The sequence below is a fragment of the Gimesia sp. genome, from assembly GCF_040219335.1.
Classification (GTDB): Bacteria; Planctomycetota; Planctomycetia; order Planctomycetales; family Planctomycetaceae; genus Gimesia.
In genome coordinates this window covers 426361-451944 of record NZ_JAVJSQ010000031.1, presented here as the reverse complement: position 1 = coordinate 451944, position 25584 = coordinate 426361, and the positions used below count along the sequence as shown (strand labels likewise).

Sequence of the window (25584 nt, the reverse complement as noted above, 5' to 3'; positions counted from 1 at the left end):
TGGCTTTTATGGAAAGTAACGGTTGCAGGCTCTGATTTTATCACAACTGTGATCGGCGGGCTGAATCACAGAGCAGGGGCGCATGATGATTTTTTGCCGTGAGGGGGCGTAAATGCCACCTTACTCTCCTGAAAAGAGGGGCAATTCAACAAAACAGAACTCGCCACGAATTGTGACAGGCTCAACTGTCACAACGAAACCAGACGGATACATCCCTGGAATCCCTTTAACCGTCGTAATCGGTAGTGATTTTCTGATAGTGCAGCGTTGTTTTTTTGCATCATTTTCTGCTTCTGGCGACATCCGCCTTTTTTATGAACTAGATTTTACTGGAAAAACCTCATGAGAATTCCCGCACGCAAATCGAGTTGCCTGCCGGGACGTTCTGAGAGTCACATCTGGTTTTGAAATTAAAGACACAAAATGAAGGAGTTTCGAGCAAATGGCAGGTCATGGCCTTTCCCACGCTGATTCCAATATGGCATTCGATGATCTGAAACGGTTAATCCACAGCAAGCTGGTTGAAAAACTGGACTTGTCGCGCGTGGGAGATCTCGAAGGAGACTCTCTGCGACGGGAAATCCGTCTGGTGATCGAGCATCTCTGCGACACCGAAAACCCCTTGCTCAACCGTTCCGAACGCGAACGCCTGATTGAAGAAATCCTCGATGAAACATTTGGTTTCGGTCCCCTGGAACTGCTGCTGAAGGATCAGGATATTGCCGACATCATGATCAACGGTCCCAAACATGTGTTTGTGGAAAAGAAGGGGCGGATTGAACGTTCTAACGTCGTATTCCGCGATAATCAGCACCTGTTACAGATTCTGGACCGAATCGTTTCCAAGGTCGGTCGACGCGTCGATGAAACATCGCCGCTGGTTGACGCCCGCCTGCCCGACGGTTCACGTTTAAACGCGGTCATCCCACCGCTGGCATTGGATGGACCTTCACTCACGATTCGTAAATTCGGTTCGAACCCTTTGGGATTGGAAGACCTGTTGCGCTTCGGTGCCTTCACTCCCGAAATTGCGATGCTGCTCGAAGGATCGATCAAGGCACGCATCAATACGATCATCAGTGGTGGTACCGGTTCCGGTAAAACGACCTTGTTGAATACACTCTCCAGCTTCATTCAGCCGGATCACCGTGTGATTACGATTGAAGACGCTGCGGAACTTCAGCTGCAGCAGGAACACGTGCTGCGTCTGGAAACCCGTCCGCCGAACATTGAAGGACGCGGTGCGATCTCAGCGACCGATCTCGTAAAGAACGCCCTGCGTATGCGTCCCGACCGAATCATCATCGGGGAATGTCGTGGCGGCGAATCACTGGACATGCTCCAGGCGATGAATACCGGTCACGAAGGTTCGTTGACCACGATTCACGCTAACACCCCTCGTGACGCGGTTTCCCGTCTGGAAACGATGATCACAATGGGGGGCGTGGAACTTCCACTGAAAGCACTCCGGCAACAGTTCGCTGCGGCCGTCAACCTGATTATCCAGGTGAACCGCTTGCAGGGGGGACCACGAAAAGTGACTCATGTCACCGAGGTGCTTAACCTCGAACAGGATACCGTGATCATGCAGGATATTTTCCTGTTTGTTCAGGATGGGATTGATGCGGACGGCCGCGCTTATGGCCACTTTGAAGCGACCGGTGTTCGTCCTGCATTTATGGATCAACTGGAAGCCGCTGGTGTGCGTCTGCCTTCGAATCTGTTTGCAAATCGCGTCCTGCAGTAAATAACAGTAGATAATCAGATCTCGAGCGATCGAGATGAATAATGGTAAAGGTAAAGCGAGATGGATCAGACACTCATCATCTCTATTGCTGCTTTTCTGGGAATGGTGGCGTTTGTCGGGGCGATCATGTTCGTCTTCAAGGATTTTTCGTCCAGTAAGGCGGAAGATCGACTGGCCGTAATCACCGGAAAGAAAAAACATACCGAAGAAACTGCTTCCTTACTCAAGGATGAAATGGTCAAAGGCGGGATAACCAGCCTTTCGGACCGTATCTCGGAATGGTTCGAAAAGTTTGGAAATCTCAAGCTGCTTATCGAACAGGCGGAAGCCCCGTTCAAGGCAGATACATTTCTGCTGATGACCGCGGTGGCTGCCTCGCTGGGTTTTGCAGCCGCCTGGTTCACGAACGCGCCGGTCCCGCTCTGCCCGGTTGCGGCGATGGGAGCAGGAGCCATGCCTTTCATGTGGCTGCTGTTTCGTAGGAATCGACGATTCAAGAAATTTGCTCAACAGCTGCCTGATGCATTGGAACTGGTGGGACGTGCCTTACGTTCCGGTCACAGTCTTGCTTCAGGACTGAGTGTCGTGGTTCAGGAAATGCCATCTCCGATTGCCACTGAATTTGCGATGGCCTACGAGGAACAGAACCTTGGTGTGCCGATCGATGTTGCCCTGAAAAGCATGTTGAAACGGATGCCGAACCTGGACTTGAAGTTCTTCGTGACAGCGGTGGTCATTCAAAGACAGGCCGGGGGCGACCTGGCTGAGATCCTCGACAAAATTGGTCACATCATTCGTCAGCGTTTTAAGATCATGGGACAGGTTCAGGCATTGACCGGGGAAGGCCGTATCAGTGGTGTCGTCCTGATGGCGTTGCCGATCGCGTTGTTCTTTGCAGTCTACTATCTCAATCCGGACTATGTGATGCTGCTGTTTACCGATGAGCTCGGACGCAAAATGATTGCGGGGGGCATCGTACTGCAGGTCCTGGGAGCGGTCTGGATCAAGAAGATTATTAACATCAAGATCTGAACGAACAGTCTGCCGGAGGCATCTCGGGCAGGAACGAATCAGACAGCAGAATACATTTCCAGAATACGGTTGAGTTTGGGGAAGAAATTATGGATTATGTTCAATTGCTACCATGGGCGATCTTCGGGATGGTGATCGTGGGCGTGATCGCCGTAGTCAATAAGCTGAGTTCCGATAAATCGCGGGCTAATGAACGACTGGATGAATTACGCAACCCTCATCTGCGCAATGGCGGAGAAGAGGGTGCCTCGGCCAGCTCGCTGTTGGAGAAAGCAGCGCCGACGCTGTCGAAAGCACTGACTCCCAAGTCTGAGCTGGAAGAGAATCAGCTGAAGGTGCGGCTGGCGAACGCCGGGTATAACTCCGAGAACGCGCCGTCCATCTTTCTCTCGCTCAAAGTAGCCCTTGGATTATTCGGGGTACTGATTGGATCCGGCTACGGTTTTTATAATTTCGGTCTGACTCAGAACGGCTTGACTTCGCTGGTGATTGCCGGAGGGATTGGATTCTATCTCCCTGAAATCGTATTGCGTTTCATGTGTAAGGCGCGAATCGAACGCATCTTTCTCTCTCTGCCTGATGCGCTGGACCTGCTCGTTGTCTGCGTAGAAGCGGGCCTTGGTCTGGACGCTGCGATGCGGCGCGTCTCCGAAGAACTTGAGGAAACAGCGCCTGATGTCTGTAACGAGTTTGCTTTATGCAACTTACAGTTACAGATGGGGCGTCCCCGGCGTGAAGTGTTACACGACCTGGGAATACGTAGTGGCGTCGATGATATGCGGGCACTTTCGGCAATTCTGATTCAGGCGGACAAGTTTGGTTCTTCAATCGCCCAGGCGTTACGCGTCCAGTCCGACAGTATGCGTGTCAAACGCAGCCAGCTGGCGGAAGAGCAGGCTGCGATGACGGCGGTGAAAATGATCTTCCCGCTGGTGCTGTTCATCTTCCCCGGGATTTTCGTGGTACTGGTCGGACCGGCGGCTATCATGATGATCAACGGGCTACTATCGAGCTGATTCGCACAGACGCGACTCTCAATTTATTTACCAAATGTAAACACCTTTGAACAGTTTGTTAATCAAAGGTGTTTCTTTTTGTTGACACATCTCCCGGTCGTTCCCCCTTCGACTCCGGTCTGTGATCAGATTATCTCTCTGCACAATAATTTCACTTTATACGCAAAGTATTGCATGCAGGTGTTTAACTGGATTCGGATTGTCAAAGATCGGGAAAATATGATCTAACAGATGTTTGGCATTTTTTTTGCGGACTCTGTGGCTGGATAAAATGAACCAGGGATCAGTGATCAGCTCCAGGATCCCTGAAGGTTCCGGAGAATACTGCCGGAATCGCTGTCTTGCAAAACTGTTCTTCGGGCCACATGAACTGGTTGCCTGATGCAAGGCACAACATCTGAAGCAGTCAGCATAACGGCACACCGTGACAGAGCATGGCCTTCGCAGTGTGTTAAGCTTATTCGTTTGTTGAACTGATGCACTGCGATGCAAGTAGTTACGATTTGAAATAAGAACCGGTTCAAAACTTATTTAGATTGAAATCATTTGATGCCTGCCCCTCCCGACTGGCTGAAAACGATGGCTGATCAGGTTGCCTCATTGATGTATGACGTCGATGTGCTGGCACCCATTGGTTGCCATTTCTTTCACCACCACAGCCGTGATGAATGGGAAGTCACACTCTTTGCTTCCAATACAGAAATTGTTGGCGGAGAGTGGGATGGTATGCTTGCGCCTTCCAAGTTTTGCCTGGATATTCTCAAACTCCGTGAAATCTTCAACGAAATCACTGCCCTCTACTGGCAGGCACTCCCCGTCAGTTATGACGATCAACTGGGGGCCCACGTCTCCGTTGAGGGAGTCTACGAAGGGCATCAGGTCTGGGTGCGCGTCCTGTCTGAATCCCCCGAAGAATTTGAGCCAGGTCGACGGATTGAAGCTTACGAATTCGATTTAAAAGAAATCTGGTAACCTGCCTGATCCCCCCCCTGAAACTCTTTCCCACAGTACTAAAACTCCATCTGATCTCTCCCGCACGAAGATTGATTCACTCCTCCTGAGCAGAGATTCTGCCCGCTGTTGTAGACCGGCTGGAACGACTCGTTTATGATTCAGGAGTCGGTTCTGTTTCGTGCCGTAGTATCAATGGAAGTGCGAGTTGAGAAGGAGATCAGAGAGATGCAACTGGGGTTTGTGACTGCGATATTACCCGATTACGATTTGAAGCAGGTCTTTCAGGCCGCGTCTGAAATTGGCTACGACTGTGTGGAAGTCATGTGCTGGCCAGAAGGGAAAGACGCACGGCGGTATGCCGGCATCACGCATATCTCTGCCGAAGAGTTTACCGAATCAGATGTGACTACTGTCAGTCAACTCGCAGATGAATATGGTATCTCCATCAGTGCATTAGGTTACTATCCCAATCCTCTCACACCAGATCTGGAAGAGGCCGGTAAATATACAGAGCACATTCAGAAAGTGATCTCCGCTTCCCGCATGCTGGGAATCAACCGCATGAATACGTTCATCGGACGGGACTGGACAAAGTCGGTTGACGATAACTGGCCGCGCTTTCTGGAAACCTGGCCCGACATCATACAATTTGCCGAACAGCAGCAGGTGCGGGTGGGGATCGAAAACTGTCCGATGTCGTTTACTAAAGACGAATGGCCCGGCGGTAAAAATCTGGCCTGCACGCCGGCGATCTGGAAGCGGATGTATGCAGATGTTCCCAGCGAATACTTCGGATTAAATTACGATCCCTCACATCTGGTCTGGATGCACATGGATTATCTCGCACCCATTCGCGATTTCGCCGATCGTATCTTTCATGTGCATGCCAAAGATGTACGCGTGGATCAGCACCGCCTGGATCAGGTCGGTATTCTGGCACATCCCCTGGAATATCATACTCCCAAGCTGCCAGGGCTGGGGCAGGTTGAGTGGGGCAGCTTCTTTTCCCAGCTGAACGAGATTGGTTACCAGGGGCCCGTGTGTGTGGAAGTTGAAGATCGAGCCTACGAGGACTCTACCGAGTCCTGCCTGGCTGCTTTGCGTCAGTGCCATACCTATTTGCGAAACTTCATTCCCGTTGGAAGGTGATTCTCATGGACGAACAGTACCAGAAGATTGCCAAAATGATCGACCACTCACTGTTGAGTCCGATTCTAACCATCCCCGAACTGGAAGCGGGGTGTCAGTTGGCGCTGGCATATGACGTAGCCAGCGTGTGTATCATGCCCTGTTATCTGAAACGCTGCGCTGAAATTCTGGAGCATTCTACTGTAGAACCAAGTACGACGGTAGGATTTCCACATGGAGGTCATACGATGCTGGTTAAACTGCGTGAAGCAGAACAGGCTTTGGAAGATGGATGTACTGAGCTGGACGTGGTTGTGAATCTGTCACGTGTCCTCAGTGAAGACTGGAAGTACGTGGAGACAGAGATTGGTCTCTTGACGCGCACTGCGCATCAGGCAGGGCAGAAAATCAAAGTGATCTTTGAAAACTGTTACCTCGCAGATAAGCACAAAATCGAACTGTGTCGCATCTGCAGTGCTGTCAATGTGGACTGGGTTAAGACTTCAACCGGATATGGTACCGGCGGCGCGACGATAGAAGATTTAAAACTGATGCGGGAGCACACGCTCCCCCAGGTTCAGGTGAAAGCGGCCGGAGGAATCCGCACACTGGATAAGCTGTTGGAAGTCCGTGATCTGGGAGTCAGTCGCGTGGGAGCCAGTGCCACCCGCGACATACTGAATACCTGCCGCGAGCGGTTGAAACTCCCTGCGATCACGTTTTGAAGAAACTGAATCGAGATCGTTTGGAAAGCGACTCTAATTTTGTTTGAGTTTGCGCATGTCTTCAGCTTCCTGTTCCGGATCAATCTGATCGTCAACTTCTTCTTCCTGATGTAATGGTTCTTCTTCTCCCCCACACCCAACCTGGAAGGGAGCCAGACAAAGCAGCAACAGGAATGATAATAAAAATCGGTTCATGGAACGCTTCTTTTCTTAAACTGATAATAATGGAATCGATGCATTAAGCCCATGTAGGCTTGGACGCAGAGCAACAGATATGAAAGAGATGGCAGGAAAAACTCTCGCCACTGATGGAAAGTGACGAGAGTTATCAGGTTTAACTAATGGTGAGACCTACCATTCGCCGAGCACGTTGCTGTCTTGGGGGTGTCCCAGGAATCTCCACGTCTGGTTGTCGATGTTGTCTGAGGCAAATCTGACTGCCCCATCAGCAAGCAGAACATGCACACCACCTGTGTGCTTACTTCGTGCGGCCAGCAGAGCTGCGGTTGTGCTGGAGCCACCACCGCAGTCAGGCATGTTCTTGTTATTGGGGTTGTAGACAGTCCCGTAGTAATGGGACTCGTAATGAGTACCGTAGAACCAGGAGTATCCCTGCTGATTTCCACCTGTGTACTCCGACCCAGACTGGCAACTGGCAGGACAGGTTCCCACGCGCCAGCCATTGACCGTCGAATTGGAAGGTTGATCGCTACAAAACGGTGCATTCGCAAAGGTTTCCGAGACCATCATCGTATTCGAAGTCCCATCGTCGACGTCGCGAATTCTCATGCGGCTGTTTAAGCTGAACATGGAGTCGAAACGATCGTTTCCTGCACCGCCCTCCGTACCACGGCAGGCCAGATAGTTGGTTGGCGCATATCCGCTGTTAGGCTGACGCGATGAATCACTGGGGCAACGAACTGCTGGTAGCTTCGTTCTGCGGAGAGGGGCATTGGTTCCGCCATTTCCTGGTGCTCGCTCAAAGTTGATCTGGTTGTAGAGCGGGGCCTGATCCAGGAAGGGAAGAATGCGACCGATCCAGGTGATCTGGCTGGTTTGCCAGGAGTTGAGACCACTGTAAGTATCACGGATCGCACCTGGAGGAAACATCTTGAAGTTGTCGTGATAATTGTGCAGTGCCAGACCAATCTGTTTCAGATTGTTTTTGCACGTGGAACGACGGGCGGCTTCGCGTGCCTGTTGGACTGCTGGTAACAGTAGAGCAATCAGGATCGCGATAATGGCGATCACGACCAGCAGTTCGATGAGGGTGAAACCTCGTTTCTTGTTGAGCAACATTTTTTTCATGACTTGAATCTCCTGAAAACGAAATGAATGATGATTATGACATCGGCGTAGTTCCTGCTACACGAGGATGTGAAAAAACACAGCAATCAGCGAAGCGCACTGCTGTGACAGAATCTTGAACTATCTGAATAAAGATTTAATCGATCACTTCAAATTCGATTGAAGCGAAGCTGTATGTGAACACAGTAAAAGACGGGGGACTTAAGGAATTAATCAGAGAGAGTCCTACGAAACCCCCATAAGCCCATTTATTCACTATAACGAATCGGTTCACTATTGCCAGATGGTTTTCAAAAAAAATGAAAAGTGCATCGGGCAGTTAATAAAGCTAAGATACCAGCGAGCAGGTATTTCACTCAAACAAAAATTCAGGGCAATTCTCAGTCCTCAGAGTCTGACAGATCATGGTTGGCATTCAGCTTACATCAAGGGGGGTTCATGCGATAACACTCTGATTATACAGAACTTCGGTGGATGTAATGCATTCAGCCCTGATCATTGATAAATCGAACAGTCATCGAAAATGTGGAATGCCCACGGATCTGTGCGATGAAAAATCAACCATCGATTGCAGATGAGAAATTCAGCTCGGGTTCTTTAGCGAACCGGGCAACATGTTCTGTTAGTTTATGATGTATCTCGGCGAGCTTCATTGACGGCTTCTGCTTCTGAAGCAGGATCCAGTTCTTCTACCGGATCTGCGTTTGTTTCCGGAGTCATCGGTTCAATGCTGCCACATCCTCAGTGGATTGAGACGAGACTGGGCAGAAGCAGCATGATCTTGAGAGTGCGTGTCTTTTTATCGTACCTGTAAAAGTAGAGCATCCAACTCTGTTAAAAAATGTTGATGCGATCGTTCAAAATCGGATCAATAGAGTTCGAGAACTGATTCAGGAAAACCTCGCCACCAGAATCCGGTGACGAGGTCGTTGTGAACTTAATTAACTCAGAGCGTCTTACCACTCACCGATGACATTGCCGTCCTGGTGATTGCCAAGCTGTCGCCAGGAATTCAGACCAATATTGGAAGAGGCGAAACGGATTGAGCCCTCGGCAAGCAGAACATGCATGCCGCCGGTGTGCTTGCTTCGCGCAGAGACTGTCGCGGTTGTGGAACCACTGCCAGCAATAATGATGCAATTAAGATGGCGATCACGACCAGTAGTTCTATGAGGGTGTAAAAAAACACAGCAAATTGCTTTGCTGTGTTGGAAAATTTGAATGTCTCAGACTTGTATTTTATTCATGAGAAAGCGTCAGCCATCAATAAATATAAGCATTGTTCTACGGTTGGGCCGCGGCTTCTCGTCATCCTTTTTAAATAATTGGATTAGATTCTGTTATAAATAATATTGCTTATTTAATTTTCTTCAGAGATTCAGCTTCTGATGCAGGATCTAGTTCTTCAACAGGTTCATCTGATGCAGGCTGTAATGGCTCTGCTTCACCACAACCGAGTTGGAATGGTATCAGACAAATCAATAGTAAAAGTGATTGAATGAATTTGCTCATGTTCGATTATTGGCCTCTACTGATTTGTTACAAAGATTTAATGAGACTTAAATATCTGATAGTTGCAGCTTTAGGTGGCGAAAAGAGAGGGTAAAATTTCCTCGCCACTTGAGGAACAGGTGGCGAGGAAATTTTTAAATTAGAAACAGAATAGGCTTACCATTCACCCAGAACGTTACCATCCTGGGGATTACCGATATTTCTCCAAAGAGTATTATCGATGTTGTCTGAGGCAAATCGGACTGAACCATCTGCCAGAAGGACATGCACGCCACCCGTGTGCTTACTGCGCGCTGCAAGCAGAGCGGCTGTCGAGCTGGAACCACCACCACAGTCAGGAGTCGGACTATTGGGGTTCATTACCGTTCCATAATAATGAGATTCATAGAGTGAGGCATAAAACCAGGAGTAACCCTGCTGCGCTCCACCTGTATAATCAGTACACGTTGTTGTGCAGACTCCACCTGACGGTTGCTCTGAACAGAGTTTCGCACTGGCGAATGTTTCGGAAACCATCATGGTGTTGGAGGTACCATCTTCAACATCACGGATCCTGACACGGCTATTCATGCTGAACATGGAGTTGTATCTGTCTCTTCCCGATCCTGCTTCGGTACCACGGCAAGCCATGTAATTGGTGGGGCCATAGCTTCCGGAAGGCTGACGGGAAGAATCACTGGGGCAGCGTACGACTGTCAGTTTTTCCCTGCGGAGGCTGTTGTTGGGAGCCGCACTCACACCGTTTTCCATTTCGAAGTTGATTTGATTGTAGAGGGGGGCCTGGTCCAGGAACGGCAGAATTCGGGGAATCCACCCCAGCTGACTGGTCGTCCAGGATGAGGCTCCTCCATATTCTCTGCGAATATCTCCCGGAGGGAAGACCCGGAAATTGTCGTGGTAATTGTGCAGCGCCAGGCCAATCTGTTTCAGATTGTTTTTACACTGCGAACGACGTGCGGCTTCACGAGCCTGTTGAACTGCCGGTAACAATAAAGCAATTAAGATGGCAATGATAGCAATCACAACCAGCAGTTCGATGAGAGTGAAACCTCGTTTTCTTTTGAGCAACACACTTTTCATTACTTGAACTCCTACTCCTGAAAAAAAGAAATGATTAGGACATCTACGATTCCTTAGACAAAGTATTTGTAAAGAAGCGAGACAAAGGGCTGAAAACCCACTGTCGTCTTTGATTAAAATGTCTGGAGTTTGGGTGAAATCAGGCTCTGAAAGTGAATACGAAGCCTGGAGTTCGTGAATACTGATTGAGAAGGGCGGGGTTGAAACCCCTGAATATCTTCGAAATTTCACGCGATATTCTTAAGTGAATCGACGCCCCACTATAACCAATCGGATCGTAAAATCCAGAAAGTTTTCTGTGAAATTACAGAAAACGAATCTATTCAAAATCTTACCGGGCAAGCGTTTAGGTGTACGGTTCCAGGGAGGGGAGAGATTGAATCGTAAATAGCGGTTTGAAATGATATGAAGTAGTTCAGGCAGGAATCAGTCAGACGAATCAGATAATTATTAAAATATCTGATTCGTCTGGAAATGAATTCAGCGATTTTCTCTGGCAGCTTTTTTTTGTGCAGCAGCCTCTTCGGCTGGATCCAGTTCTTCTACTATATTGTGCTCCCCTTCCTTGACGATTGGTTCTTCCTCTCCGCAACCTGCGATGAGAGGCGTGAAGCAGAGAGTGGTCAGGAGCAGAAACAAAAACCGAGACATTGAAAAATTCTCCCGTTGTCTGTTAATTATCTTGAGTGAAAAGAATCGCCACCTGATTCACAGTCCAGGTGGCGATTTTGAAGTGTCGATCATACCTTTTTCAGGTCTGATTACCATTCACCGATCACGTTACCATCCTGGGGGTCGCCCAGGTTGATCCAAGTCTGACCGTCAATGTTGCTCGAGGCAAACCGGACCGCGCCATCACCCATCAGAACATGCACACCGCCAGTATGTTTACTGCGGGCTGCCAGGTGGGCTGCCTGTGAACTGGAACCGCCACCACAGTCGGGCTGGGGGTGGTTCGGCGTATAACGGGTTCCGAAGTAAGTACCTTCATAGTTCACACCATAGAACCAGGAGAAGCCCTGCTGTGTGCCTCCCGTGTATTCGGTGCAGGTAGCCGGGCAATCACCATTGGTGCCGGTTGGTTGTTCTGAGCAGAGTTTGGCACTGGAGAAGGTTTCCGAGACCATCATGGTGTTTGAGGTTCCATCTTCGATGTCACGGATTCTGGTGTTACTGTTGTTCCAGAACATCGAAGTCCCCTTGTTGCTGGTCGTGTTCATGGTTCTGCCGCGACAGGCCATGTAGTTCGTGGGACCATAGCTGCCTGAGGGTTGCCGTGAGGAGTCACTGGGACACCGCACCACAGTCAGTTTCTCTTTGCGCAATTCACTGTTGGGAGTCGCACTGACACCGGTTTCCATTTCCCAGTTGATCTGGTTGTAAAGCGGGGCCTGATCCAGGAACGGCAGAATACGGGGGATCCAGCCAATCATGCTGGTCGTCCAGGAACTGACACCACCATAAGTTCGCCGAACATCGCCCGGAGGGAACATGCGGAAGTTGTCGTGGTAGTTATGAAGTGCCAGGCCAATCTGTTTGAGATTGTTCTTACACTGCGAGCGACGGGCGGCTTCACGAGCCTGTTGAACTGCCGGCAAAAGTAGCGCGATTAAGATAGCGATGATAGCAATCACCACCAGCAGTTCGATCAGCGTGAAACCACGCTTCTTGTTGAGCAACGTTCTTTTCATTCATTGAACTCCTGAAATTATGAATTGAGACGTACAGATTACCTTTCACATGAGAACGCGCCGGTGCCTGCGGTTAATAAAACCGGAGCAACAGACCCAGTGCGATATTCGTAATTTGAGAATAGAATTGATTTGAGTGAAAGTCGACAGGCAATAAGGAGCCGACTCTAGAGTAAGAAAATCGTAACAGTTATAGCTACGATCATGCATGCAAATGTGCACAAGGTGCAGCATGCTCAGATGCTGTAATATTAGGGGGATGTGGCTGAGAAGTCCAGTATACACATCGGCTTTCCTGCAATTAAATGATCACTATTTCAGGTGGATTCAGGCCTTGGAACTGCCGGGTTGAGAACTGAAAGCGGAGGTTACTGCAGACAGGGAATAAAGAATAAAGCCAGAGCCTGCTGATGATTCCGCGCTGACTCTGGCTTGATTTTGTTGAAAACAATCGATCAGACCGTCTGGTCTGCCTACTTGTTTTTCATCGCATTCTTCTGTGCTTCTGCTTCGACTGAGGGATCCAGTTCTTCAACGGGGTCGGCTTCGGTTTCTGGTGTCATGGGAGCACCACCACCACACCCAAACTGGAATGGTGTCAGACAGATTACGAATAAGAGCGAGCGTAGAATTCTGGTCATCGGTTTTCTTTTTCCAATAAGAACGTGAATTGAGTGAGTCAATATCGTGAGAGTAAAAACACCTCGCCACTTTTGGCAAGTGGCGAGGTATCGATCACAGTTAAGAATCAAAAGTGAAGCTTACCATTCACCCAGGACATTGGCATCATTGTAGTTACCCAGGTTACGCCAGATGTTGATGTCGACGTTGTCCGAAGCGAAGCGGATTGATCCGTCAGCCAGCAGCACGTGCACGCCACCAACATGTTTACTGCGAGCAGACAGGAGAGCGTTGGTGGAACTCGAACCGGCACCGCAGTCAGGAATCTTGGAGTTAGGTGTATACACCGTGCAATAATAGTGCGACTGGTACAACGAAGCGTAGAACCAGGAGTAACCCTGTTGGGAGCCAGTGGTGCTGTTGTTGTACTCGGTAGCACAAGTGGTGGCACAACTGTTGTTGGTCGGCAGCTCGCTGCACATCGGAGCGCTGGCGAAGGTTTCGGAGACCATCATGGTGTTGGTGGTTCCGTCTTCAACGTCGCGGATGCGGACGCTGTTATTCATGCGGAACATCGAATTGACGTCCCGGTTGGTTCCTGTGATGTTACTCAAGGCAGTGTCAGAAGTCAGAGCCAGGCTGCGACAAGCCATGTAGTTTGTCGGGCCATAGTTTCCGTCCGGCTGACGTGATGAGTCACTGGGGCAGCGGAGAACCGGCAGCTTCTCTCTACGGATATTGCTGTTCGGAGCGGCGCTGACACCATGTTCCATTTCCCAGTTGATCTGGTTATAGAGCGGTGCCTGGTCCAGGAACGGCAGGATGCGGGGAATCCAACCCAACTGACTGGTCGTCCAGGAGGTAACACCAGCTCCGTAGGTTCTACGGATATCACCAGGGGGGAAACACTGGAAGTTATCGTGGTAGTTGTGCAGTGCCAGACCAATCTGCTTCAGATTGTTTTTACACTGCGAGCGACGCGCTGCTTCGCGTGCCTGCTGAACGGCCGGCAACAGAAGTGCAATCAGAATCGCGATGATTGCAATGACCACCAGCAGTTCGATCAGCGTGAATCCACGCTTCTTTTTGAGCAACACTTTTTCCATGAACTGGAACTCCCTGAAAACGAGTAATGAAAAACAACAAATAAAATTTGTTGAAGAAAATGTTTCAGATATAGGGACTCTCTTCGCAGTGAATCGTCTGGGAAGAAAGCGGGAGCGGGACTGAGGGCCCTGGTAGATTGGTTAAATATACTTGTGTTGAATTAGACAGAATTTAACATCGATTTTACAAAAAACAGAAAATTCAGTCTGTGCGCCCCGGGCATGGTATCGATTGAATCTGATGCCCGCGAATCATCACCCCGCTATTTTAAGGTTTGATGAAGGGGAATCACAATCTTAATACATTAAAAAATTGACAGGATAATTTATAAGCTTTGTTGTTGTATGTGTTTATGTGCACACTTCGATTTGGCCGCAGTCGAGCCAGGGGGACAGATTCGGGAGAGGCTACCTGTCCGGAAAAAAATGAGGATCAGTCAGGGTGGCTCGAATAGCGATCTGCTAACCTTTATTTTCCCTGATTTGGGGAGTTGAAACTGAGTCTCAATTTCCTTATATTAGAGTGTTCCAAGCGAATCGTAAATCAATCGCATGTTGCTGTATCCCTTTAAGTTGAGACCAGTAAAGAGATGACGTTAAACGAGATCGTAAAAGGCCAGATCGCACGCATTACCAACATCACCGGTGAGGATGCGATTTCCATCCGACTGATGGAGATGGGTTTGATCGACGGTGAGCAGATCCAGTTGCTGGGAAAAGCGCCTCTGGGTGACCCGCTCGAATTTGCGATTCGTGGCTATCGACTTTCTTTACGTCTGAACGAAGCCCGGTGTGTCGAGGTTGAACTCGTTTAATTCGAGTCTCCTCATTGCGTCGGAAGACAACCAGTCGATCCCTCCAGCCGAAAGCGCCGCTTTCTGATTTTAAGTTCATGATCAACTCCCCAGCTACCTCACAGAAAAAAATGACGGTTGCCATTATCGGTAATCCGAATACCGGTAAAAGTACTCTGTTTAACCTGCTATCCGGCGGACATGCTCATATCGGCAACTTTCCCGGAGTGACCGTCGAGAAGAAAGTGGGACACGTACATTGGGAAGGGCGTGAACTGGATCTGGTTGACCTGCCGGGAACCTACAGTCTGGCTCCCCGTTCGATCGATGAAATGGTCGCTGTCGACGTACTATTGGGGCGGCAGAAGCAGGTCGATCGGCCCGATGCGATTATCTGTATCGCGGATGCCTCTAATCTGGAGCGCAATCTGTATCTCTTCAGCCAGATTATGGACCTGACGATTCCGGTAATCCTCGTACTAAACATGTACGACCTGGCCCGCTCGCGCGGAATTGAGATTGATGCCGCAGGTCTGTCAAAGAAGTTAAATGTTCCTGTCGTCTGCACGGAGGCGCATCATGGCGTGGGGATAGCCGATGTGAAACAGGCGATCCTGGAGATTGAACCCGGTCGCCAACATACAGCACAGCAACTGTTTCCCGAGAATTTTTATGCAGAGCGGAAACTGTTGCAGGAGAAGCTGAAAAACGAAGAGAATCAGACGCCGCCCGATTTTTTAATCGACCGTCTGCTGCTGGATGTTGGCGGCTACGTGGAAGCTTATTTCGAGGATCATACTCAGAATGGCCTGATCGATCAGCTGCACGAATCCCGCACCCGCTTGAAAGAGTCGGGGTGTGTGGTTCCCGCGATGGAAGCCCGTGTACGGTATGCCTGGGCACGGGAGCAGTTAACCGGCGTACTCACACATCCCCAGGATCATCAGGCGACAGCATCGGACAAGATCGACCGCTGGCTGACTCATCCGGTCCTCGGTTTTCTGTTCTTTTTCCTTCTGATGTTCTTTGTCTTCCAGTCAGTCTTCACCTGGGCTGGTCCCGCGATGGAATACATCGAATCAGGTCAGGGTATTGTGGAAGCGACAGCCCAGGCACTGGTCGGTCCCGGTCCCCTGCGCAGCCTGCTGGTCGATGGTGTGATTGCCGGGGTGGGAGGGGTGCTCATCTTTCTGCCGCAGATCGTGATCCTCTATTTCTTCATCGCCGTTCTGGAAGACAGTGGATACATGGCGCGGGCTGCTTACATCATGGACCGCCTGATGCGCAGCCTGGGATTGAGTGGCAAGTCGTTTATTCCACTGATGTCGTCCTTTGCCTGTGCCGTCCCCGGGATTATGGCGACCCGGGTGATCGAGAACCGCCACGAACGTCTCACGACAATTCTGGTCGCTCCCCTGATGAGTTGCTCGGCCCGCTGGCCCGTTTACACGCTGTTCATCGCGGCCTTCATTCCGAATATTGTTTACTTTTCGATCGCAGGCAGTCCTCTTGTCTCATTACAGGGAATCGTGCTCTTCGCGATGTCTTCAATTGGTGCCCTGATCGCGATTCCGGTCGCCTGGTTCCTCAAACGGATCTGCTTCAAAGGAGAAGTCGCCCCCTTCGTGATGGAGCTGCCCGGTTACAAGTGGCCTTCTCCCCGGCACGTGTTTTATCGAGTGTATAACCGGGCCAAGTCCTTTGTGGTTAAAGCCGGAACGTTGATTTTTGCCACATCGATTCTGATCTGGGCCGCCGGATATTTCCCGGGGGACCACACCGAACAGTTCAAAGTGGAAACCCGACTGGAAACCATTGACGCTTCACTCGCAGAGCTGGAAACACAGATTGCTGATGCGGAGGAACTGGAGCCGGCTGCCGTCAAAGGTCTACAAGCACAGCAGGCCGAGCTCAGTGCAGAACAGGAAATGCTGGCGGAGAAACAGAATCAGATCAGCAGTCAGCTGGTAGAAAACAGTTTTCTGGGTCAGGCGGGGCATCTGATCGCACCGGTTGTCAAGCCACTCGGCTGGGACTGGAAAATCGGGGTGGGGGTTATCGCTTCCTTCCCCGCACGTGAAGTAATTATTTCGACTTTGGGGACGATCTACAGCCTGGGGGGGGATGTGGGCGAAGATGACGAAGGGCTGATCGGTTCCATTCGTTCCGCCACCTGGCCCGATGGCAGCAAAGTTTTCAATATTCCCGTCGCGGTCTCCATCATGGTCTTTTTTGCCCTGTGTGCGCAGTGTGCAGCGACTTTAATGGTGATGCGTCGCGAAACCAACAGCTGGTTCTGGCCGGCCGTCTCCTTTACTTATATGACCACGCTGGCCTACCTGGGAGCACTGGTCTGCTATCAGGTGGGAATGTTACTGATCTGACAGTGGTGTCTCCGCGGCAGCGCTGCTGGATCAGAGGCTCATTTTGAATGAGGTGAAACAATGAATCAGATCGACTGGCAACTGGTGATCGTATTGCTCTGCGTCGCGACAGCCGGATTGTGCATCTTGCGGCGGCTGGTACATTTTTTCAAGCAACGCCCGGGCTGTGCCGGCGGCTCCTGCAGTGGCTGTCCTTCGAGTTCAGAATCTTCTTCCGCACCCAATTTCATTTCGCTCGACCAGTTGAAATAGGTGAGTGCTGACACGGCAGGGGGATCAACGGTTATCCCTTAGCCTCAGTACATCCAGCGGCTGATTCAGCTTTTCGGGCTGGGGGTCAGCCGGGCAAACCCGGAGTGCCGGACCGGAGTACTCAATCGCTTCGTTAAGTCATTCTGGTCAAGGGACTGTTTCAGTTCGGCGAAAACGGCGTCCGCTGCCTGGAAGTATGCATCGACATGCCGCTGCTCGTGCGCGAGTGTCGGATAGAATCCACTGCCGGTCAGGAAACTGTGATCCAGCATGCGAATCGTAAACAGCGTCCCCAGTTCGGCGGCCTGCGGATGGTCGAACGTATGATGCAGCAGCACCGCATGCCCAAAGACTTTGACGGGCAGTTGATGGCGTGCTCCCAGCTCACTCCAGCCGGCACGAAACGCTTCCCCAATCTGGTCAATGTGCTGACGGACATCGACAGACTGCATTTTTTTGATGGTCGCCAGCGCCGCGGTCGGACCGACGCCTTCGGTCCAGTAGGTGCTGGAGATGAAGGAGTTCTCGGCGGCATCCATGACGTTCCGCCTGCCGATGATGGCTGCAATCGGGTGTCCGTTGCCGAGTGCTTTCGCGAACACCGCGATGTCAGGCTCAATCCCGTAATGCAGATGCGCGCCGCCCAGCGTCAATCGCCAGCCGGTGGTGATTTCATCAATCACCAGCACCGCCCCGCACTCATCACAGATCTCGCGAACCGCTTCCAGAAATCCTGGTTCAGGGTGCGTGTAGCGCGTGGGTTCCATTACGACAGCGGCCAGTTGGGAACCGCGTTCCTTCACAATCTGTTTCAGGGCATCGATATCGTTATAGGTAAAGGGGTGTGTCGTCTCTGCCAGCCCCATGGGAACGCCCGCTGGTTCCAGGCCGGGCAGCAGGTGTTTGTCGAGAGTGGTTCCCGTTTCGGCTGACTTGCGGGGCAGGTTGGTAGCCAGGTACCAGTCGCTCCAGCCATGATAGCCACACAAAGCGACCTCATCGCGGCCGGTGGAGGCGCGGGCGATTCGAACAGCGATCGACATCGATTCGCCGCCGGTGCGACAGAAGCGGGCCTGGTCGGACCAGGGATGCAGTTCCGTCAGCAGTGCAGCAAGTTCCACTTCTTCCGGAGCATTCAGCGAGCTCATGGAGCCGAGTTGAACCCGACGTACGACAGCGTCAGTCACATCGGGGTCGCGATAGCCCAGCAGGCAGGAGCCGATTCCGGACGTCGCCAGATCGTGATACTTTCTGCCGTCGAGGTCGATCACTTCGCAGCCGCTGGCTTCTCGGTAATAGCCGGGCCAGCAGTCCGGGGCAAACATTTCGGGGCGCTTGCTGAGTAACTGTGTGCCGCCGGGAATCAACTGCTTCGCACGCCGATAGGTTTCCTGGGTCTGGTTCTGTGTGGAGGCAGTCTGGATGCCCAGCATCTGTCGTGCGTTGGTGCCGAAAATACGCTCGACGTCGGCATCATTCAGTCTGAGGGTGTGGCAGGCCTGTTTGAGGGCCAGCAGGGATTCGAGTCCCACACGCGCCGGTTGGGCAAACCTGGATGTTTCCCAGTTGACGTTCTGATCTCCCAGCCAGAGAAAGCCATCGCCGATACTCACGCAGCGTCCCGTAAGTTCGCTGACGGAGAAGTCGGTTCCAAACATCAGGCGGGTGGTGCCGAACTCGCGGAGAATGGCTTCGAATGGTTGCGCTTCACAGACGGCGGAGGTGTCGAAGAAGACATTGTCCAGTCCGCGCAGGGAAGCGATGCCTTCGGTGGTATGATTGCCACAGAAGCCACGGGCGGCATGCGCCAGGATCAGTTTGGCATTGGGGTACTGCAGGCAACGATTGCGGATATAGCTCTGGTTAATTGGATCTGCCACCGCACGGGCACGAACCATATGCAGCATGATCGCCAGACTATATTGTTCAGACAGTTCCCAGACCCATTCCGGAATGAATTCCTGGGGCTCCGCTTCCAGGGTGTCTGCGCGATCAGCGTAAACGTGATAGACCTTGAAGCCGCTGTAGGGGCCGGCTTTGATTTTGGCTTCGACTTCAGCGGGGTCGTCTGCCGGTGTGACCAGTAGCAGGGCACGCGAACCGGACTGATCTTTGATTTCATTGAGGACATACTCATTGGCCCCGTCCCGTTCCAGTTTGGGATTCGGAATCGCAAAGAACAGTCCCGCGGAGGGGCGGAGCGAGCCCATCCAGAGTTCCTGCTTGTCATAGTATTCCTGCCAGCCGGAGAAGCCCTGCGCATTTTCAGCAGAGGAGGGCAGTCCGGCGATAGCGTCCTGGGGGCGATAGAAGTGAGCGTGGGCATCGAAGCTGCCCGGGGGCATAAACTGCTTCAGTTGCTGGTCGAAGAGTGTCTTGTCATCGGGAAGCTTGCTGTTCATCACTCTTGCCCTCCAGGTAGGCTGTGGCTGGTTTGTTGAGCTGATTATCGAAGGTGAACCCAATCTGGCTGAACTGCTGCTGCATCAGTTCCAGCCCATTCTTGATGAAGATAATATCCGCCATGTGGAACAGCAGCCGGGCACCTTTGCTGAGCAGCATCTGCGCGTGTTCGGTGTTAAAGGTCGGCATGCCCCAGTGTTTGCCCTGGTTTGCGGCGGCGGCAGCAATGGCGTCGATGGCAGCCTGGAGGCGTGGGTGGTCAAACTGTCCGGGGAAGCCTTCCAGGATTGAGAAGTCACCCGGCCCCAGCATCAGTGCATCAACCCCCGGGACCGCTGCAATGGCTTCCGCCTGGTCGACCGCTGCCTGTTCTTCCAACTGGATGATGATAAATGTATTTTCGTTTGCCTGCTGAATGTACTCACCCATCGGCATCGTGCAATAAGGCATGTCCGGATTGCCGCCGTCAAATCCCCGTTTTCCCTGGGGGGCGAACTTGGACCATTTCACCACTTCAGCTGCCTCTTCCGCGCTGCTGCAGCGCGGATACATGATGCCCTGGGCACCCGCTTCCAGCATGCGTCCCAGTCGCATGAACTCGCCGTTGGCTGGTCGTGCCAGAATGTCAGAACTTCCGATTCGGGCAGCCCGCATTAGCTGGTTGGCTGTCTCTACACTATAGGTGTGATGTTCCATATCCATCCAGATGCCATCAAAACCCATCAGGCTGGTCAGTTCAAAGACGCTGGGGTCTAACAGATGCAGCTGCGTAAAGAGGACCGGTTCATTCTGGTTGAGTTTCTGTTTGACGCGACTGATTCGCATTAAGGATTTCCTTTGTCAACGATGGCACGCGGCGGTGGTTGGAAGCTGACGGTGTTAACAATCATAAAATATTGTAGGATAAAAAAAACTGCAAGGCTCATCGGAGGTGAGTCTGGAATGAGTCTGAAATAACAATATGCAATGTATTCTGAGGTGATTGGCAGATCTCCGAGCTGAGATAATTGACATGCGGGTTTTAATTGTATGATAATATTGGTATGAAAACAGACTCTTCGCAAAATACGATGGCGACTCGACTGGCTGAGCAAATCCGTACGCGCATCGTTGAGGAGCAGTTGTCGGCAGGCCATGTGTTTATGACGGAAGGACAACTGGCTGAAGAATATCAGGTTTCACGGACAATTGTGCGCGAGGCGGTCAGTCGCCTGCGGGCCCTGGGGATTCTGGACGGGAAGCAGCGCAAGGGACTGGTCGTGAGGCGACCGGACCTGGTTCAGTTGTTATCGGAAAGTCTGCCACTGCTCACTGTCTCTTCGCATGAACGCGATGAACTGAAGTTGCTGCGGTATGTATTAGAAATCGGTGCGATCGAGCTGGCGGTCAAGAATGCGACGGAATCACAGATGGACCAGCTGGATGCGCTGGTGGCTGAGATGCAGTCCTGCCTGGAAGATCAGGAATGGGAGCGATCAGTCGAGCTGGATCTGGCATTTCACTCCCTGGTTCTGGAGATGACCGGTTCCAAATATGTCGCCGGAATGCAGCAGATCCTCGCGGAGTATTTTCACAGTCTGCCGGAAATTGACCGATTGGATTCAGGTAGAGCAGCACGGATCGTCTGGGAGCATGCGGAACTGGCCAGTGCCATTCGCAGGCAGGATCGGGAGCATGCCCGGGTGTTGATTCGACAGCAGTTTGAAGATCTGATCTGATTCTCAAAATATGCAGTCTATCAAATAAGAAGGGGGCCATGCCGTCACGTGCATGACCCCCGCCGTTCAGGGACTAGTGGGATAGTACGAACTCAAACTACCCTTGGATCCACAAAACATTTGCCTGCTACCCGGTAATTGTTCTTCCCACCTGGAAACCTACTCAGGAAAACAATCATTTTTTAATTTTTTGTAAAAAGATTGGTATGAGCGCATCGGTGGGGGATTTACTGATCGCACCGCAGCAGGGATTTCCCTCGGTTCGCGTTCGTTATTGCAAAGGGACTTGATGGGGGGAGGCTTTATTCCGGCAGCTTGTTGGGGTCCTGGAAATTCACGACGGACTCCCAGGAAGAACCGATTCGTAGTTCATCAAACCGATATTTGCTGGATTTACCGGCATGAATACGAATATGGGGGTAGATGTTGGAATCTTTGAAGGGCGTGGAGACGCAGGTCCAGATCAGCGGTTCCTGGTCAGGGATGGTTTCATCTTCATAAAAGACACGCAGGAAAATCTGGTCGGGGGCATTCTCGCTGGCCACGATTTTCGCTACATAAAAGTAAGTCGTTTCCGGGAGAAGGGGAGGTGCTTTTTCCTGGGTCTGCCCTTTCAGTAGCAGGGTGGGGTAATTCTGAGAATTCACTCCAAACATGATCTTGTCTCGTTGGCCGGTCAGTTTATCGATCTGATCGGACTGCAGCGAAATATTCCCGTAATGGAGTCCTGCCGCCGTTGGTTCTGCAGCCTGCTGGATAAAGAAGCTAAGGTAGTACAGAGCGTCTGTGTCGAGACGAACCGCTTTTTCCAGGGATCGCCAGGCGGTGTTGCCCCGTTCCAGTTCGATACTGCCGGTTTGATCTTTGGATTTCTGATCAGGTTGAAGCGAAAGCTGGGGCAGGCTTTTTCCGGGGGCTTCACTCAGCTTCTGAGCCCGACTGCGCCAGGGAGTGGTCCAGCCGAAACCGGAATTTCTCCAGTCAGAGAAGCGGGCCGGGTCGGCAATTTTCGGAGGGTGAAAACTGTCATAGGCCAGCAGTTCCTGTCGAACCGCAGTCAGAGCCTTGGGTTGGCCGGGAACTTCCCGTTTGAAGCGCGTTGGTTCGAGGTTGATTTCCTTATTGGTTTCTGGTTCGATCAGGCGGGCATTTCCCTCATTCACGACCAGGGGAGCTGAAATCTGAGCCAGCTCAATTTCAGGCTGAACGCGAACCGCTCCCTGGAAAACATGCAGCTCGGTTCCCCCATCTTCAGCGACTTTGGCACCATACTCGGTGCCGATGTCATAGAAGCGAGCCTGCGGGGTCACCAGTTCAAACTCGGGAGAAGATTCGTAACCGTGCAGCACCACCGAACCGTACGCGATTTTCGCACAGGTCGCAGAATCGATGCTGATGGTCGTCGGGCCTTCCAGTACGAGCCTGACGCCGCTGTCAAAGCGAAATTCTGCGATGCCCTGCAGCAGGGTCAGATCTTTGGAGAGCAGTCTCTGGCCGGAGAAACGTGGCGGGTTTTCATTTCCCCATTTGCAGTCAAAGGACCGTGAAAGCGTGGCGACATAAGAATCGCTTAGTGCCAGCGGAGGATCTTCATTGGCTTTATTGTCAGGTTGTACGACCTGCTTCGGCTGATTCCAGAAAAAGTGGCCGGTCATGATCCATTCTGTCAGCAGAAGGACTGAAACCGAAGCCGCTGCCACCAGGAGAAATGCGATGGCACGCCCGCCGCCCCGACTTGACGGTGAGGTAGAACGTTCTTGAGCCGGCTGGGGTGTCTTAATTCCCTGCAGAATCACTCTGTCGAGATCACGAAGTCGATCCGTACGATTTTTAGCGATGCCGGAATTGACATCCAGTACGTCGAAATAGTAAGTCCGCGCCTGGGGATTTTCCCGCAACGTCTTTTCGAAGGCGGCAAACTCTTCTGCAGAGAGCTCGTCTTCCAGAAACTGATTCAGGAGTTCGTCAAACTCCGGGGGAATTTCCTGCAGGCTCATCTCAGGCTTCCCTCCTGTTTCAGTTTTCGTTTGACGCATTGTGCCAGCTCGCGTCTGAGTGTGCTGAGGCGATTGTAGAGTGTCTGCACAGTTTTACCCGCTTTGCAGGCGAAGTCCTTAATAGACTGTTTTTCCTGGGTGGAATGGATCAGCAGTTCCTGGTCGGCCTGGCTCAGGCTGTAGAAACAGTCTTGCAGGAGCTCCAGCCTGAGATTGTAGTTGCTCAGATGTTGCATTCGCTCCTGTGACATTGTTTCAATTAACTCCTGGCTGAAATAGTGCCGATCACGCTGATTACTTCTCCGAAAGTTACAGACGGTGAAGTATACAATTCCACAGGCCCAGGCAAAGAAGTCGCGCTCCTGATCAAACTCGTCGAATTTATTCCAGAGTGTCAGGCACACATGCTGGTATACGTCCTCGGCATCAGAATTGTGGGGTACAAGCGTACGAATATAACCGAATATTCGTAATCGCTCCTGCTCCAGCAATGATGTAAAGGTCTCTCCGGAATTTTGATCCGAAGATGAGGTCGTAATGGACATACCGACAAGGCGCTCCGTTCAGTTGAGTCTGCAGTTCAGCCAGAAGATTACTATACTCGGAAAAATCTGGCATTAAAACAACTCTTGCAAACTTCAGGTAAGAACGGAAAGCCTGACCTGACTCTGATTAAACTCTGTTACCTGAATCCAGGTATTTCTCCCAGCAGGAAAATACCTCAGGTCGCTATAAAGAGTTGTTCGGTGAGCAGTGAGATCTAATGTCAAATTTTTGAAAAACATATATAATTCACCAGATTTGTGGTGAATTACAATTGGAATCGTATTTAATGTGAGCAGAGGGAGTCTGATGGTAGAGAGTGGTTTGAGGAAACAAATCAGTCTTACAGATGTAGTAGTCCATTGGAAGCAAAATTAAAGCGGGTTTTTCTAAAATATTGGAAAGAGCGTTGTTGATGAATCAAAGTGAGTTGAAATCCGGGTTTTTGTCGCGAGCAGGTCTGCTGTCTCTGCTTCTGTTCACCGCCGGTCTGGGATGTCAGGATCCACAGGATATCGCCCGGAAGCAGGGAATGGCCGATGGAAATGAAGCCCAGGGGCAGGCACCCGCGGGGGGAGCTGAGGAGATGCCTGCTGCAGCACAGGCGGCTCCCGAACCAGCAGCCCAGCCAGCGGGCGGAGACCAGAAGAAGAGCATTCTGCAGAAGACGACCGCTGTCGTGGTGGATGCGAAGAAAGCATTGGAGAATCCCGAGATTGTTGTCGTCGACGGGAAGATCAAAGGCGTCGATCCCTTCTCTCAAGCCGGAAGCGCTTATGTCTCGATGTCGTCCCGCGTGAGTACCCTGGGAATGCAACAGGCGATTAAAGCCCATAAGGCCTTGAATGATCGATTCCCCACTTACGACGAATACATGCAGATGATGAAAGAGAACCGGGTCGAGTTTGCAGCACTGCCCCCCTATAAAATGTATGGGTACGATGCTGAATCCGGGAACATCCTGGTCTTAGAGGATAAAAAGAAAAAAGCAGAGCTCTACAAGGAAGCGGGAATTCCGCTCGACTGATCCCTGTTCGGCATGGGATCTGCGTCTTACCTCTTCTATCCCCCAATTGAAGAGTGAATGTTGATTTAGAGCAACATTCGTTTCAAAACGGAATCAGCGTGTTGATGTTTCGCAACATGCTGAGTCAGTGGAGAAAGAGGTAAGTCTCATGAAACACACAGAATCAGTCAGCATCAAAAGACTGGCCGCGAAATCAATTCTGTTGATTGTTGTCGCCAGTGGCGCTGCCGGATTCAGTTTGAATCCTCAACAGGTTCGGGCTGAGAGCTGGATGTATAATCGATCCTATTACAGCCACCAGCTGCCACCGGAAGTCGCTGCCCGTTATCCAAGGCCTCAGAGCCGCTCTGCCTATCGTGTGCCAGAACTGGCAACCACACCCGGGTTTGCACTACGGGGCGCACGTCGCTGGAACTACGTGCGACTCTACAGCGGGAACAGCTACGACACGACAATCTTTCGTAGTGATACCTTTAATGTCGTCCCCCCCTAAGATTGGTTAATTCAACGAAAAATGAGCGGCCTTCGATCGACGATCTGAGGCCG

Annotated in this window: 25 protein-coding genes; 11 read left to right on the top strand and 14 right to left on the bottom strand. The window is 51.3% G+C overall.

Features of this window, described 5'->3' with window-relative positions; genetic code table 11:
* Nucleotides 1-442: 442 nt before the first annotated feature.
* The 6 genes from RID21_RS26585 (at nt 443) to deoC (ending at nt 6602) form a co-directional block, all read left to right on the top strand.
* On the top strand, nt 443-1747 hold the full coding sequence (locus RID21_RS26585) for a TadA family conjugal transfer-associated ATPase (protein ID WP_350194225.1): 1305 nt from the start codon (nt 443-445) through the stop codon (nt 1745-1747).
* Between the two features lie 60 nt (nt 1748-1807).
* Entirely contained in the window at nt 1808-2779 is a 972-nt protein-coding gene (locus RID21_RS26580; RefSeq protein WP_350194223.1) for a type II secretion system F family protein, read from the top strand.
* 89 nt (nt 2780-2868) lie between these two features.
* The gene (locus tag RID21_RS26575; protein WP_350194221.1) at nt 2869-3795 is read left to right on the top strand and encodes a type II secretion system F family protein; all 927 of its coding nucleotides are present in this window, start codon (nt 2869-2871) and stop codon (nt 3793-3795) included.
* A gap of 549 nt (nt 3796-4344) precedes the next feature.
* Entirely contained in the window at nt 4345-4767 is a 423-nt protein-coding gene (locus tag RID21_RS26570; RefSeq protein ID WP_350194219.1) for a hypothetical protein, read from the top strand.
* 207 nt (nt 4768-4974) lie between these two features.
* A complete protein-coding gene (locus tag RID21_RS26565; protein WP_350194217.1) occupies nt 4975-5898 on the top strand; it encodes a sugar phosphate isomerase/epimerase family protein in 924 nt (307 codons plus the stop codon).
* A 5-nt stretch (nt 5899-5903) separates the two neighbouring features.
* On the top strand, nt 5904-6602 hold the full coding sequence (deoC, locus tag RID21_RS26560) for a deoxyribose-phosphate aldolase (protein WP_350194215.1): 699 nt from the start codon (nt 5904-5906) through the stop codon (nt 6600-6602).
* Nucleotides 6603-6635: 33 nt separating this feature from the next.
* On the opposite strand, the gene RID21_RS26555 is transcribed toward deoC, so the two are convergent.
* The 9 genes from RID21_RS26555 to RID21_RS26515 form a co-directional block, all read right to left on the bottom strand.
* Nucleotides 6636-6797 carry a hypothetical protein gene (locus RID21_RS26555; protein WP_350194213.1) on the bottom strand — a complete coding sequence of 54 codons (162 nt, stop codon included), beginning with the start codon at nt 6795-6797 and terminating at the stop codon, nt 6636-6638.
* Between the two features lie 156 nt (nt 6798-6953).
* Complete coding sequence (locus tag RID21_RS26550; RefSeq protein WP_350194211.1) at nt 6954-7910, bottom strand: DUF1559 family PulG-like putative transporter; 957 nt, start codon at nt 7908-7910, stop codon at nt 6954-6956.
* Between the two features lie 956 nt (nt 7911-8866).
* A complete protein-coding gene (locus tag RID21_RS26545) occupies nt 8867-9040 on the bottom strand; it encodes a DUF1559 family PulG-like putative transporter (RefSeq protein ID WP_350194487.1) in 174 nt (57 codons plus the stop codon).
* 226 nt (nt 9041-9266) lie between these two features.
* Nucleotides 9267-9422, bottom strand: a complete 156-nt coding sequence (locus tag RID21_RS26540; protein ID WP_350194209.1) for a hypothetical protein — start codon at nt 9420-9422, stop codon at nt 9267-9269.
* Between the two features lie 156 nt (nt 9423-9578).
* Nucleotides 9579-10502, bottom strand: a complete 924-nt coding sequence (locus tag RID21_RS26535) for a DUF1559 family PulG-like putative transporter (protein WP_350194207.1) — start codon at nt 10500-10502, stop codon at nt 9579-9581.
* A 480-nt stretch (nt 10503-10982) separates the two neighbouring features.
* Nucleotides 10983-11153 (bottom strand): hypothetical protein, encoded by a 171-nt coding sequence (locus tag RID21_RS26530; RefSeq protein WP_350194205.1) that lies wholly within the window; start codon nt 11151-11153, stop codon nt 10983-10985.
* 110 nt (nt 11154-11263) lie between these two features.
* Nucleotides 11264-12193, bottom strand: coding sequence for a DUF1559 family PulG-like putative transporter (locus RID21_RS26525; RefSeq protein ID WP_350194203.1), 930 nt, complete (start codon nt 12191-12193; stop codon nt 11264-11266).
* A gap of 473 nt (nt 12194-12666) precedes the next feature.
* Nucleotides 12667-12834 (bottom strand): hypothetical protein, encoded by a 168-nt coding sequence (locus RID21_RS26520; RefSeq protein WP_155365951.1) that lies wholly within the window; start codon nt 12832-12834, stop codon nt 12667-12669.
* Nucleotides 12835-12954: 120 nt separating this feature from the next.
* Entirely contained in the window at nt 12955-13920 is a 966-nt protein-coding gene (locus RID21_RS26515; protein WP_350194201.1) for a DUF1559 domain-containing protein, read from the bottom strand.
* A gap of 590 nt (nt 13921-14510) precedes the next feature.
* On the opposite strand from RID21_RS26515, the gene RID21_RS26510 reads away from it, so the two are divergent.
* Both RID21_RS26510 and feoB read left to right on the top strand, forming a co-directional pair.
* Entirely contained in the window at nt 14511-14735 is a 225-nt protein-coding gene (locus RID21_RS26510; protein ID WP_350194199.1) for a FeoA family protein, read from the top strand.
* Nucleotides 14736-14812: 77 nt separating this feature from the next.
* Entirely contained in the window at nt 14813-17098 is a 2286-nt protein-coding gene (gene feoB, locus RID21_RS26505) for a ferrous iron transport protein B (RefSeq protein WP_350194197.1), read from the top strand.
* A 65-nt stretch (nt 17099-17163) separates the two neighbouring features.
* On the opposite strand, the gene RID21_RS26500 is transcribed toward feoB, so the two are convergent.
* The 3 genes from RID21_RS26500 to RID21_RS26490 are packed head-to-tail and all read right to left on the bottom strand — an operon-like array spanning nt 17164 to nt 20578.
* Nucleotides 17164-17364: a hypothetical protein gene (locus RID21_RS26500; protein ID WP_350194195.1), complete on the bottom strand. Its 201-nt coding sequence runs from the start codon at nt 17362-17364 to the stop codon at nt 17164-17166.
* A 51-nt stretch (nt 17365-17415) separates the two neighbouring features.
* A complete protein-coding gene (locus RID21_RS26495) occupies nt 17416-19752 on the bottom strand; it encodes an aminotransferase class III-fold pyridoxal phosphate-dependent enzyme (protein WP_350194193.1) in 2337 nt (778 codons plus the stop codon).
* The gene (locus RID21_RS26490) at nt 19730-20578 is read right to left on the bottom strand and encodes an HpcH/HpaI aldolase family protein (RefSeq protein WP_145442250.1); all 849 of its coding nucleotides are present in this window, start codon (nt 20576-20578) and stop codon (nt 19730-19732) included. Before RID21_RS26490 ends, RID21_RS26495 begins: the two co-directional genes overlap by 23 nt.
* A gap of 218 nt (nt 20579-20796) precedes the next feature.
* On the opposite strand from RID21_RS26490, the gene RID21_RS26485 reads away from it, so the two are divergent.
* Nucleotides 20797-21471, top strand: a complete 675-nt coding sequence (locus RID21_RS26485; RefSeq protein WP_350194191.1) for a FadR/GntR family transcriptional regulator — start codon at nt 20797-20799, stop codon at nt 21469-21471.
* Between the two features lie 302 nt (nt 21472-21773).
* Here the strand turns inward: RID21_RS26485 and RID21_RS26480 are convergent, their stop codons facing one another.
* Together RID21_RS26480 and RID21_RS26475 are read right to left on the bottom strand one after the other, a co-directional pair.
* The gene (locus RID21_RS26480; protein WP_350194189.1) at nt 21774-23468 is read right to left on the bottom strand and encodes a hypothetical protein; all 1695 of its coding nucleotides are present in this window, start codon (nt 23466-23468) and stop codon (nt 21774-21776) included.
* Nucleotides 23465-24013, bottom strand: a complete 549-nt coding sequence (locus RID21_RS26475; protein WP_350194187.1) for a sigma-70 family RNA polymerase sigma factor — start codon at nt 24011-24013, stop codon at nt 23465-23467. The genes RID21_RS26480 and RID21_RS26475 overlap by 4 nt, the downstream gene beginning before the upstream one ends.
* A gap of 413 nt (nt 24014-24426) precedes the next feature.
* On the opposite strand from RID21_RS26475, the gene RID21_RS26470 reads away from it, so the two are divergent.
* Together RID21_RS26470 and RID21_RS26465 are read left to right on the top strand one after the other, a co-directional pair.
* Entirely contained in the window at nt 24427-25038 is a 612-nt protein-coding gene (locus RID21_RS26470) for a hypothetical protein (RefSeq protein ID WP_350194185.1), read from the top strand.
* Nucleotides 25039-25186: 148 nt separating this feature from the next.
* Nucleotides 25187-25531: a hypothetical protein gene (locus RID21_RS26465; protein WP_350194183.1), complete on the top strand. Its 345-nt coding sequence runs from the start codon at nt 25187-25189 to the stop codon at nt 25529-25531.
* Nucleotides 25532-25584 lie beyond the last annotated feature (53 nt).